This is a genomic window from Acinetobacter sp. UBA991 (assembly GCF_002292065.1).
Classification (GTDB): Bacteria; Pseudomonadota; Gammaproteobacteria; order Pseudomonadales; family Moraxellaceae; genus Acinetobacter; species Acinetobacter higginsii.
This window is the reverse complement of record NZ_DBBF01000002.1, coordinates 74,779-86,371: the sequence shown is the minus strand read 5'-3', so window position 1 is coordinate 86,371 and position 11,593 is coordinate 74,779. Positions and strand designations below refer to the sequence as shown.

Here is an 11,593-nt window from a genome sequence, read left to right as displayed (position 1 = left end):
GTGTGAAATTGTTCCTATTTTCATGATTAAAAATTATGTTGCACTACCAAATTGAGTTCGACGATTATCGCCAGCACCTGATTCATGTCACACTTCGTTTTCTTGCAAATCCCAATCAAGAACTTTGGCTACCGACTTGGATTCCCGGTAGTTATTTGATTCGAGAATTCTCAAAACATATCGAGTCAGTGAAAGCATCAGATGAAGCTGGACGTTTACTGACGATTAAAAAAACTGAAAAAAATCGTTGGCGTTTATTCAATACTGATCATGAACTGATTACGGTTGAATATGATGTGTATGCCTATGATTTGTCCGTACGTGGTGCTTATGTCGATCAAACACGGTTATATGTTAACCCTGCATGTGTTTGTTTAGGGCTGATAGATCAAGAACAAGCAGCATGTGAGCTTGAACTATTCCTACCTGATGAATTAAAACATTTTCAAATCGCAACAGGTTTGCCATCAAAAAGCTTGGTAAAGGGGCGTTTCACCTTAAAAGCGGAAAATTATGATCAACTGATTGATAGCCCATTTGAGTTGGCAGATCAAAGCCGTTTTAGTTTTGAAGCCAACGGTATTCCACATGAGTTTGTAATCTCAGGGAAGCACACGACCAATTTGTCGCGTTTAGAGGCAGACATTCAAAAGATCTGCCAGACTGAAATCAACATGTTTGGTTCAGCACCATTCCAAAACTATACCTTTATGACCATGGCCACAGGCAATAGTTATGGTGGTTTGGAGCACTGCAACAGTACTAGCTTAATTACCCCACGTGATGATTTACCGAAGGCAGATGAAACAGAAGAACCTTCTAAAGATTATCAACGTTTCTTAGGTCTGTGCAGCCATGAGTATTTTCATTCATGGTTAGTGAAATTTATTCGTCCTGAAAATTTTGCCAACTATGATTTGCATAAAGAATCGTACACCAGCTTACTGTGGATTTTTGAGGGTTTTACGTCTTATTACGATGATTTGATTTTATTGCGTAGTGGGGTGATTTCGCAGAAGTCTTATTTAGAGCTACTGAAAGCGCAAATTGATCGTTATTTACAAAATCCAGGCCGCTTGATTCAATCGGTTTCAGAGTCGAGTTTTGATGCATGGATTAAGTTCTATCGTCAGGATGAAAACTCAAACAATGCAGGCACCAGTTACTATAACAAAGGCAGTTTAGTGGCACTTTGCCTAGACTTAGGCTTACGCTTACGTGGTTCTAACTTAGATGCTTTGATGCGTCGTTTGTATGAAAATACCCAAAACGGCATTCAGGTCAATGATCGGACTATTTTTGAATTATGTAATGAACTGACAGGTGATAACTGGATCGAGCAAATTAATCATTTGATTAACACCACAGATGAGTTACCACTCGATCAACTATTCCCTGAATTTGGTTTAAGTTATAGCATCAAAGATGATAAGGCTTTGCCTTTTGGCTTAAAAGTCGTTGATAAAGCGGAAGGTGTGGTGGTGCAACAGCTTCGTCGTGACAGTGCCGCAGCTCAAGCAGGCTTGTCGGCGAATGATGTGATTATTGCGATTGATGGTATCAAAGCATCAGAAAAACTTTTAGCCAAATATGCGAAGCAAAAAGGTCGCTTTACAGTTTATGCATTCCGTCGCGATGAGTTATTACAACTGGAACTACAAGCGGGTGAAAACTCACTCACAACAGTTGAACTTAAAGTTGAAGACCAACAAAAAGTTGACCGCTGGTTGAAGGGTTAGAACTTGATAAAAAGGACGCTATGAGCGTCCTTTTTATTAGCTGCCACGATAGGTCGAATAACCATAGGGGCTGAGCAGTAATGGAATGTGATAGTGCGGTAAGGTTCCATCAACTTCAAAAATAACAGGAATTTCAGGGAAAAAACTACTTTGCTTTTGCGCTTTATACCAGTCACCTGTTTTAAAAGTTACTTTATAAATACCTGACTTTAATTGTTGTTGCGCCGGATAAAGCGCAGGAATTCGTCCATTCTGATCAGTTTTGGCCTGATTGATTTCTATCCATTGATTTTTTTGTTGTGCTTCGAGAACAACGGTGACATCAGCAGCAGGTAGACCATTTTGCTGATTGAGAACATGCACACTCAATGGGTTTGTTGCTGCGAATAAGCTGCTTGAAGCCGATAGTGCGGCGATGGCGAATAGATTTTTATACATAGCAAAATTCCACCTTTCTTGATCAATGTTTCCGTATGTATTGCCGTCAGTTGTTGTGAGGGCAATGCATAGGCATGGGATAGGAGCGCAAAAAAAAACACTGCTAATCAGTGCTTTTTAATGCTGTTTTAGAATGAATATCTTGCACCGAGATAGAACTCGCTTGAGTATAGATGTGCTTTCATTTGCTCATCTTGCAAACTACGCGCATTGGCAAAGTTGTTTAACCCGCTATCGGCTTTACCCAAGTCTACATAACGGTAGCCCAAATCAAGGTTAAGGTTATCAATTGCTTTATAACTAGCCCCTGCACCTATGCTATACACCAGTTGAGTTTCGGTATTTGAAAGATATTGGCGAGAGGTATTACCTTGCCAGCCTGAAGATTCGGTACGTGCAACACCTAGTCCAAGATTGCCGTATACAGCGACATTTTGCATGACTTCAAAATCACGATAAGCATTCAACATTAAACGTTGTGTATCGACTTTATGATGATTGAGGCTGGTTGGAAAGTTGCTTGAGCCACTGGTAAATTCAGCATTATTTTTAAAGGTATATTCACCATCAGTACGCCAACCATTGCCAAAGTCATAGCCGAAGCCCAATGAGGTATTGGTTAAATCTTTTTTATCTTTACCCGCGATAAATTGACCAATGCCAGGGCGTAAGCTGGTTTCCATATTGTCGGCTTGGAGCTTAGCAGCGGCAACTTTTGCAGAGATATAATAACCTGCATCATTTACGTTCTGAGCGTAACTTAGGGATACAGCAGTCAGTAAAACAGATGAAACCGCGAAACGGGTGAGTAGCTTGTCCATATTCAATTTTCCAAAATCAGTAGAGGAATGTTTGGTGATAAAAATCTTTATTTCCTCAGGACATGGTAGGAAGAAAAAAATCTTGGCGTGATGACAATTGGATTACCGATTTGTAATCTTGGCAATGAATAAACAAGGTTAAGATGTGGGATGCATATTTTAATTGTCGAAGATGAATCTAAAATCGCGCAGTTTTTAGCGAAAGGATTAAATGAATCAGGTTATACCTGTGCTATTGCAAAAGATGGCATAGAGGCATTGTCACGTTTGCAACAAGACCTCTTTGATTTACTGATTTTGGATGTGATGTTGCCACAATTGGACGGTTGGCAAGTTTTGCAAACATTACGTACTTTTTCGAAAATGCCAGTTTTAATGCTAACTGCAAAAGATCATGTTCTAGATCGAGTAAAAGGTTTGGAGCTTGGAGCCGATGATTATTTAATTAAACCATTTTCTTATGTGGAACTCTTGGCAAGGATCAAAAGCCTGTTACGCCGTGTACCGAATGTAGAAAAAGAAATTTATCAAATTTCAAACTTAAGCTTAAACCGACTCAGTCGAGAAGTGTATCGTGCTGATACTAAAATTGATTTAACTGCCAAAGAGTTTGTGTTGTTACAGTTGTTGATTCAACATCGTGGTGAAGTACTGACACGAACGCAAATTGCCTCAATGGTTTGGAATATTAATTTTGATACGGATACCAACGTGGTGGATGTTGCGATACGCCGATTAAGGGCAAAGATTGATGATCATTTTGTTCCCAAGTTAATTTATACCGTCAGGGGCATGGGCTATAAGGTTGATTTAAAAGATGGCAATAATGAATAGACTGTCATTGGCATCCCGCTTAAGTATTGCCTTTAGCTTAATTTCCTGCATAGTTTTTATCAGTATTGGCGGTTTGTCCTATCAAAATTTTCGTGAAATGGTCTATACCCAGCAAGATAAGGCCTTGGCTGCTCGGATCAAACGAATGGAAGTTTTTTTGACCGATGCACATACCGTTCAGATATTGGGGAAATATCCTAAGCTTTATGAAAATATGGTGGGGCACGAGGACAGTATTTTTATTGTCAAAGAATCAGCACAGGATCTCATTAGGATTAATCCATTACAGATCAAAATCCCTGAACTGAATTATTCAAATAAAATTCAGTATCGTAATAATACAGTTGAGCATCCAAGTACACGCTTTGCATTTCAATCCATCCAATATGGTCATAAGCAGTATCAATTGATTGCGGGACAACAATGGGATGGGGCGAACCAGATCCTGAGTCAATATTTTTGGAAAGTCTTGTTCTATAGCGGGCTAGGTATTCTATTGTCCAGTCTTCTGGGATTTATGGTGGGGCATTATTTATTCCGTTCCATGCGTACTTTAATTGCCGAGACCAGTAAAATTAATGTGCAAAAACTGAATCATCGTATTGAAGTTGAATCCACCAATATTGAAGTTCAGCAACTGAGTCAGGCGATGAATGAAATGCTGGATAAAATTCAGCAGGATTATCAGAAACTGGCGCAATTTTCAGAAGATATTGCACATGAACTGAGAACGCCACTCAATAATTTAATGGGACAAACTCAGATTTTATTGTCACAACCCCGTAAAACAGAAGAATTAGAAAATTTATTATATTCGCATTTGGAAGAGTATGAACGACTCACCAAAATGATCGAAAGCATGCTGTTTATTGCACGTTCTGAACATGATGAACAGATACTTGAGAAAAAGTCAGTCAATGTCAAACAGCTGATGAGAAATGTTATTGATTATTTTGATTGTTTGATTGAAGAACATCAGATGACGCTCCAACTGGATGTCATGGATGATTTCAATATCATGGCGAATGAGGCATTAATTCAGCGTGCGATTGCGAATTTAATCAGTAATGCCATTTTACATGGTCGAGCGCATGGTGTGATTGCAGTAGCGGTAAAGCAACGTGATTTAAACTGTGTCATGACGATTGTGACAGAAGGCGTTTTTATTGATGAAAAGCATTTGCCTTACTTATTCGACCGGTTTTATCAGGTCGATGAAAGTCGACATCAAAAAGCACAAACAGGTGGTCTGGGGTTGGCTATTGTGAGCTCAATTATGCAGTTACATGCAGGTTCAACTGAGGTCGAAAATCGATTTGAAGGGGTGGCGTTTAAATTGATCTTACCACTAAAGAATTAACGTAATCTTCATCAAGCTCTGTCAAAATAGGGTTCATGCTTAAGCAATATGCATATTTGTTTGCTAAATGATCAATTCAGTACGTTCATTTAAAGTTGGCAGTGGTTTGTATTTGAAAAGACATAACTTGACCTCATATATACATACCAGAACGCTACTATTATATCATTTTGTAGTATTTTTTATCGAAATGTCGTTATCACAGGATATTGCGTTGACTAGCATGTGATGAACGCTGATACTCTCAAGTTTGTTCAAGCAAATCGGTTCTAGGAGCTGGGCCACAAGCGCAGTTTTCCATAACTCAATCCAACACAAGGGGCTATATATGGCTGGTGGAAAGTCAAAAATCATTTACACACTGACTGATGAGGCGCCTTTATTAGCGACTTATTCATTACTACCGATCATTGAGACCTTTACAAAACCTGCTGGCATTGAGATTGTTAAAAGTGACATCTCAGTTGCGGTTCGTGTGCTCGCAGAATTTTCAGATTACCTCAAAGATGAGCAAAAGGTAAACAATAACCTTGCGGAGTTAGGTCGTCTTACGCAAGATCCAGATACCAATATCATTAAACTTCCGAACATCAGTGCTTCTGTTGCTCAGCTTGTTTCATGTATTAAAGAGCTCCAGTCGAAGGGCTATGCAATTCCTGATTATCCAGAAAACCCAACCACTGAAGAAGAAAAAGAAATCAAGGCACGTTATGGTAAATGCCTTGGTTCAGCTGTAAACCCAGTATTGCGTGAAGGTAACTCTGACCGTCGTGCACCAGCTGCGGTAAAAAATTATGCGAAAAAACACCCGCATTCAATGAGCGAGTGGAAGCAGTGGTCACAGACTCATGTTTCTCACATGGATGAAGGCGACTTCTACCATGGCGAAAAATCAATGACTTTAGACCGTGCACGTAATGTGAAAATGGAACTCATCACTAAGTCTGGTGAAACCATTGTGCTTAAGCCAAAAGTTGCACTTCAAGATGGTGAAATCATTGACTCAATGTTTATGAGCAAAAAAGCATTGTGTGACTTCTACGAGAAAGAACTCGAAGACTGTCGTGAAGCGGGCATTTTGTTCTCATTACACGTGAAAGCAACCATGATGAAAGTTTCACACCCGATCGTATTCGGTCACTGTGTGAAAATCTATTACAAAGATGCTTTTGAAAAACACGGTAAATTGTTTGATGAACTCGGTATTAACGTAAACAATGGTATGGCTGGTCTTTATGAAAAGATCGCAACTTTACCGACGTCTTTACGTGAAGAAATCATCGAAGATTTACATGCTTGCCAAGAACACCGTCCTGCGCTTGCAATGGTTGATTCTGCAAAAGGCATCACCAACTTCCATTCACCAAACGATGTGATTGTCGATGCTTCTATGCCTGCAATGATTCGTGGTGGCGGTAAAATGTGGGGTGCTGACGGCAAACCTTACGACTGTAAAGCAGTCATGCCTGAATCAACTTTCGCACGTATCTACCAAGAAATGATCAATTTCTGTAAGTGGAATGGTAACTTTGACCCACGTACTATGGGTACTGTGCCTAACGTTGGTTTGATGGCGCAAAAAGCAGAAGAATACGGTTCACACGATAAGACTTTTGAAATTTCAGAAGCGGGTATTGCCAACATTACTGATCTAGACACTGGTGAAGTGTTGATGAGCCAAAATGTGGAAGAAGGCGACATCTGGCGTATGTGTCAGGTGAAAGACGCACCGATTCGTGACTGGGTGAAACTTGCAGTAACACGTGCACGTAACTCAGGTATGCCTGCGATTTTCTGGTTAGACCCATACCGTCCACATGAAAATGAATTGATCAAGAAAGTTGAAAAATACTTGAAAGATCATGACACTACTGGTCTTGATATCCAAATCATGTCACAAGTACGTGCAATGCGTTATACGCTTGAGCGTGTAGCACGTGGTTTAGATACCATTTCGGTAACGGGTAACATCTTACGTGATTACTTAACTGACTTGTTCCCGATCATGGAATTGGGTACTTCAGCGAAAATGTTGTCAATCGTGCCGTTAATGGCTGGCGGTGGCATGTACGAAACAGGTGCGGGTGGTTCAGCGCCGAAACATGTACAGCAGTTAGTTGAAGAAAACCACTTACGTTGGGATTCACTCGGTGAGTTCCTTGCATTGGCGGTGTCTTTAGAAGAGCTTGGTATCAAAGAAGACAATAACCGTGCGAAATTGCTTGCCAAGACGCTTGATCAAGCGACAGGAAAATTGTTGGATAACGACAAATCGCCATCACGTCGTACAGGTGAGTTAGATAACCGTGGCAGCCACTTCTATTTAGCATTGTACTGGGCTGAAGCATTAGCAGCTCAAGACGAAGATGCTGAGTTGAAAGCGAAATTTGCTCCGCTTGCAAAATCACTTGCTGAAAACGAACAGAAGATTGTTGCTGAGCTTGCTCAAGTACAAGGTCAAGCTGCTGATATCGGTGGTTACTATGCAATCGATCCAGCGAAAGTAAATGCAGTAATGCGTCCAAGTACAACATTTAATACCACACTTGCGTCACTGTAATTGTTGATATATCACCGACAATATTGTCGGTGATATAAAAAAGCCGATGTGAAAACATCGGCTTTTTTATGCGCTCAATTTAGATTTTAACGACCGTTACGGCTACGTCCGCGTGGTGCTTTGGTATTTGGACGCGTTGTACCATTGGTCTTACGACGTGGTTTATCTGCATCATCAGTTTGCCAAATACGGGTTGTACCACCGCCAGCTTTTTTCTTACCTTTAAATGGTTTTTCACCTCTTTCTTCACGTGCTTTATCTTTTGCACGAGAGAAATGCGGTTTATTATTCGATTTTTTCGCGAAAGAACGACCTTCATAAGGCTTGTCTGCCGGAACGTCTTTAAAGTCTGGATAAAGTAAAGGTTCGATTTCGAGTTGTTCACCAGGCTGTAAACCGAGTTTGACGAGATCAATGCTGCCAATTTGCGTACGAATCAGACGTAAAGTCGGGAAACCCACAGCCGCTGTCATACGACGTACTTGACGATTACGACCTTCGCAGATTTGTAGTTCGATCCAAGTCGTTGGAATATTGGCACGATAACGTACCGGTGGGTTACGTTCCCATAGCCATTCAGGTTGATCAACTTTACGCGCTTTGGCAGGTAAAGTCATACCATCTGCAAGTTCAACACCTTTTTGCAGTTTTTCAATTGCTTCTTCTGTGACATCACCATCAACTTGAGCAAGATAAGTTTTATATTTCTTATTATCAGGATGGGTGATGAATTGATTTAAACCACCATGATCAGTAAGAAACATTAAACCTTCGGAGTCTAAATCTAAACGTCCTGCAATACGAAGTTCAGGATCTTTAATAAAACTTGAAACTGTTAAATGTTTTTCATCTTCGCGAAACTGTGACAAAACGTCAAAAGGTTTATTAAATACGACTACTTTCATATGGATATACTACTTTGGCTATGGGCGGCATCATAACAATAAAGGTTTCTATTTAATGGAGAAATGTTGTTATTTCCCGTATAAATCTCAAAAAAAACCTGTTTTGAACTAAACTGTTTCATGCAATAAAAAACGAAAGTATGCCATAGAAGGCATAGAGATAATCGCTAAATACATGAGGGAGAACCTACAAAATGGGTTATCAGAAGATTGTGGTTCCTGCTGATGGAGACAAAATCACAGTAAATGCAGACCTGTCATTGAATGTTCCAAATCGTCCAATCATCCCTTTTATTGAAGGTGATGGTATTGGTGTGGATATTACACCAGCAATGAAGGCAGTAGTAGATGCCGCCGTGTTAAAAGCTTACGGTGGCAAACGTTCAATCGAATGGATGGAAGTCTACTGCGGCGAAAAAGCAGATAAAATTTATGGCAATTATATGCCAGAAGAAACTTTTGATGCTTTACGCGAGTTTATTATATCAATAAAAGGCCCTTTGACTACACCTGTCGGAGGCGGTATTCGTTCTTTGAATGTTGCATTGCGCCAAGAACTTGATCTATATGTTTGTGTGCGTCCAGTACGTTGGTTTGAAGGTGTGCCTTCACCTGTGCAACATCCAGAACTCACGGATATGGTGATTTTCCGTGAAAACTCAGAAGATATCTATGCGGGGATTGAATGGAAGGCCGATTCTCCAGAAGCGAAAAAAGTTATTAAATTTTTGCAAGAAGAAATGGGGGTGACCAAAATCCGATTCCCTAAAGATTGTGGTATCGGCATTAAGCCTGTTTCTAAAGAAGGAACCCAACGTCTGGTGCGTAAAGCCATTCAGTTTGCGATGGATAATGACAAACCTTCTGTGACGCTAGTACACAAAGGTAACATCATGAAATACACCGAAGGTGCGTTTAAAGAGTGGGGCTATGAACTTGCGATGGAGCGTTTTGGTGGGCAGCTGCTGGATGGTGGGCCTTGGGTAAAAATTAAAAATCCGAAAACGGGTAAAGACATCATTATTAAAGATGTGATTGCCGATGCATTCTTACAGCAAATTTTAATGCGTCCAGCCGATTATTCCGTGATTGCGACACTGAACTTAAATGGTGACTATATTTCTGATGCACTTGCAGCAGAAGTGGGCGGTATTGGGATTGCACCGGGTGCGAATATTGGCGGTGCAATTGCAGTCTATGAAGCAACACATGGCACTGCACCGAAGTATGCGGGGCAAGATAAGGTCAACCCAGGCTCGATTATTCTCTCTGCCGAAATGATGCTGCGTGATATGGGCTGGGTTGAAGCTGCAGATCTAATCATTCAAGGTGTTTCGGGTGCAATTTCAGCCAAGACCGTGACGTACGACTTTGAGCGTTTAATGCCCAATGCAACTTTATTACGTTGTTCTGAATTTGGACAAGCTATAATCCAGCATATGGAAGATTAAAGTCTAAGTATGAAATGAAAGAGTGGTTTTGCCGCTCTTTTTTTATTTTAAATTGAGATAAATAAGTCATGAGAAAAACATGTACAAAATTGAATGTATGACATATTTTGATGTATTCGAAAATAAAAATTGAATATCATGGCGGAAAGAAAATATGGTGCAGCAGCACCGAAAACAACAGAAACCATTACCAACTTGGATTGGTATGGACAAGTACTCAATAATCAAAAATATGAGCGGACGCTATTTGTTGACTTAGATCTGTCAGAAGCCCAAAGCACTGGCGCGATTTTTAATGAATGCACTTTTCGACGAGCACGTTTTAATGCATCGGTTCATCAGCGTAGCGCATTTTTAAATTGTACTTTCTATTTCTGCAATTTCTTTGATAGCAAATTCACCGACTGCAAGTTGGTTGGTAGCATGTTTAGCGATTGTCAGTTTCACCATATGCGGGTTGAGGACAGTGATTGGGCTTTTGTTGGATTACCGGGCGCGGATTTAGAGAAAGCTTCTTTTTTGAGAACCCGTTTAAGAGAAGCTGATTTGACTGGAGCGCGTTGCCATGGAAGTTCGATTAGAGAGAGTGATCTCTCTGGTGCATGGCTACACCGCGCAGATTTTACCGAGTGTGATTTAAGAGGTAGTGATTTGAGTACTTTAGATCCGAAAGAGACTCAAATTAAAGAGGCGATTATTAATCTTGATCAAACGCTGATGATTGCAGAAAATCTAGGCTTCGATGTCAGAATTGATTGAGTCTGTGAAAAGAGTTTGATCAAAATGAGTGGTTTTATGCCACTCATTTTTATGGGAGATGGAATAAAGCTTATCTTGTTAAGAAAGATAGAGTCGAATAAAAGGGAGTAATTGTGATCTAAAGAAGCCCGTTAAACGGTTACTTGAATTCAATGCGTGTAGAGATTATCTGTGATAATACTGCTTATGTTTGTGGAGATAGCACATTGGCTATATGTGATATTTGACACGCCACAGTTTAAGAACTTGGGTATTATTTCTTTGCAGAAGGTAAATAGAAAATTAAACAATATGGGAAAGATGAGTATTGACCGATATGTAATAGGTAACATACTCCAAATTGAGAACTAATTAAATTCATGTCGTGCTAAAACAGTCTCAAATTTAATGGTTAAGGCTATTCTGTGATTATATTTTTTCGTTATTCAAATCTGCGTCTCGATGACCTAATTCTGGCTGCTCTCGCTCTAACCATTTTTGATAGCTAATACTGATATTAAATACATTCATACTTATACTCAGTAATAACGCGATGATACTAATTAGAATTTCTATTTTCTGCTTCAGAATTAATGTAATAATTAATATTAAAGCTGAGGTGGAAATGAAAAATGTATCAATTGAAACAGCATAGTGATTGTTCTTTGTCATAAAAGATAGGGTATAAATGAATACAACTCCAATAATGTTTAGGAGAGCAACCCAAAATAAGATTTTAACTTTCAT

10 protein-coding genes are annotated in these 11,593 nt (G+C 39.8%); 6 read left to right on the top strand and 4 right to left on the bottom strand.

Going from position 1 to position 11,593, the window contains the following annotated elements:
- The first annotated feature begins 35 nt into the window (after positions 1-35).
- Positions 36-1,739, top strand: coding sequence for a M61 family metallopeptidase (locus B2727_RS00495; protein ID WP_033133387.1), 1,704 nt, complete (start codon positions 36-38; stop codon positions 1,737-1,739).
- Positions 1,740-1,775: 36 nt separating this feature from the next.
- Here the strand turns inward: B2727_RS00495 and uraH are convergent, their stop codons facing one another.
- Positions 1,776-2,177 (bottom strand): hydroxyisourate hydrolase, encoded by a 402-nt coding sequence (gene uraH, locus B2727_RS00490; RefSeq protein WP_005322985.1) that lies wholly within the window; start codon positions 2,175-2,177, stop codon positions 1,776-1,778.
- 128 nt (positions 2,178-2,305) lie between these two features.
- Entirely contained in the window at positions 2,306-2,998 is a 693-nt protein-coding gene (locus tag B2727_RS00485; RefSeq protein ID WP_033133388.1) for an outer membrane protein, read from the bottom strand.
- A gap of 150 nt (positions 2,999-3,148) precedes the next feature.
- On the opposite strand from B2727_RS00485, the gene B2727_RS00480 reads away from it, so the two are divergent.
- The 3 genes from B2727_RS00480 to B2727_RS00470 all read left to right on the top strand — a co-directional run bounded on the left by B2727_RS00480 (position 3,149) and on the right by B2727_RS00470 (position 7,752).
- Complete coding sequence (locus B2727_RS00480) at positions 3,149-3,832, top strand: heavy metal response regulator transcription factor (RefSeq protein ID WP_005322987.1); 684 nt, start codon at positions 3,149-3,151, stop codon at positions 3,830-3,832.
- Positions 3,816-5,192: a heavy metal sensor histidine kinase gene (locus B2727_RS00475; RefSeq protein WP_033133389.1), complete on the top strand. Its 1,377-nt coding sequence runs from the start codon at positions 3,816-3,818 to the stop codon at positions 5,190-5,192. Before B2727_RS00480 ends, B2727_RS00475 begins: the two co-directional genes overlap by 17 nt.
- Before the next feature lie 328 nt (positions 5,193-5,520).
- Positions 5,521-7,752: an NADP-dependent isocitrate dehydrogenase gene (locus B2727_RS00470; RefSeq protein WP_033133390.1), complete on the top strand. Its 2,232-nt coding sequence runs from the start codon at positions 5,521-5,523 to the stop codon at positions 7,750-7,752.
- Between the two features lie 86 nt (positions 7,753-7,838).
- On the opposite strand, the gene B2727_RS00465 is transcribed toward B2727_RS00470, so the two are convergent.
- Complete coding sequence (locus B2727_RS00465; protein ID WP_005184119.1) at positions 7,839-8,657, bottom strand: rRNA large subunit pseudouridine synthase E; 819 nt, start codon at positions 8,655-8,657, stop codon at positions 7,839-7,841.
- A 194-nt stretch (positions 8,658-8,851) separates the two neighbouring features.
- Between B2727_RS00465 and icd the strand changes: the two genes are divergently transcribed.
- Positions 8,852-10,108 carry an NADP-dependent isocitrate dehydrogenase gene (gene icd, locus B2727_RS00460; protein ID WP_033133391.1) on the top strand — a complete coding sequence of 419 codons (1,257 nt, stop codon included), beginning with the start codon at positions 8,852-8,854 and terminating at the stop codon, positions 10,106-10,108.
- A 138-nt stretch (positions 10,109-10,246) separates the two neighbouring features.
- Positions 10,247-10,867 (top strand): pentapeptide repeat-containing protein, encoded by a 621-nt coding sequence (locus B2727_RS00455; protein WP_033133392.1) that lies wholly within the window; start codon positions 10,247-10,249, stop codon positions 10,865-10,867.
- Between the two features lie 408 nt (positions 10,868-11,275).
- Here the strand turns inward: B2727_RS00455 and B2727_RS00450 are convergent, their stop codons facing one another.
- Complete coding sequence (locus B2727_RS00450; protein ID WP_005202282.1) at positions 11,276-11,593, bottom strand: hypothetical protein; 318 nt, start codon at positions 11,591-11,593, stop codon at positions 11,276-11,278.

Coding starts and splice junctions, on each gene's coding strand:
- B2727_RS00470 (WP_033133390.1), top strand. CDS start 5,521: ATGGCTGGTGGAAAGTCAAAAATCATTTACACACTGACTGATGAGGCG.
- B2727_RS00485 (WP_033133388.1), bottom strand. CDS start 2,998: ATGGACAAGCTACTCACCCGTTTCGCGGTTTCATCTGTTTTACTGACT.
- B2727_RS00450 (WP_005202282.1), bottom strand. CDS start 11,593: ATGAAAGTTAAAATCTTATTTTGGGTTGCTCTCCTAAACATTATTGGA.
- B2727_RS00465 (WP_005184119.1), bottom strand. CDS start 8,657: ATGAAAGTAGTCGTATTTAATAAACCTTTTGACGTTTTGTCACAGTTT.
- B2727_RS00475 (WP_033133389.1), top strand. CDS start 3,816: ATGGCAATAATGAATAGACTGTCATTGGCATCCCGCTTAAGTATTGCC.
- B2727_RS00455 (WP_033133392.1), top strand. CDS start 10,247: ATGGCGGAAAGAAAATATGGTGCAGCAGCACCGAAAACAACAGAAACC.
- B2727_RS00480 (WP_005322987.1), top strand. CDS start 3,149: ATGCATATTTTAATTGTCGAAGATGAATCTAAAATCGCGCAGTTTTTA.
- icd (WP_033133391.1), top strand. CDS start 8,852: ATGGGTTATCAGAAGATTGTGGTTCCTGCTGATGGAGACAAAATCACA.
- B2727_RS00495 (WP_033133387.1), top strand. CDS start 36: ATGTTGCACTACCAAATTGAGTTCGACGATTATCGCCAGCACCTGATT.
- uraH (WP_005322985.1), bottom strand. CDS start 2,177: ATGTATAAAAATCTATTCGCCATCGCCGCACTATCGGCTTCAAGCAGC.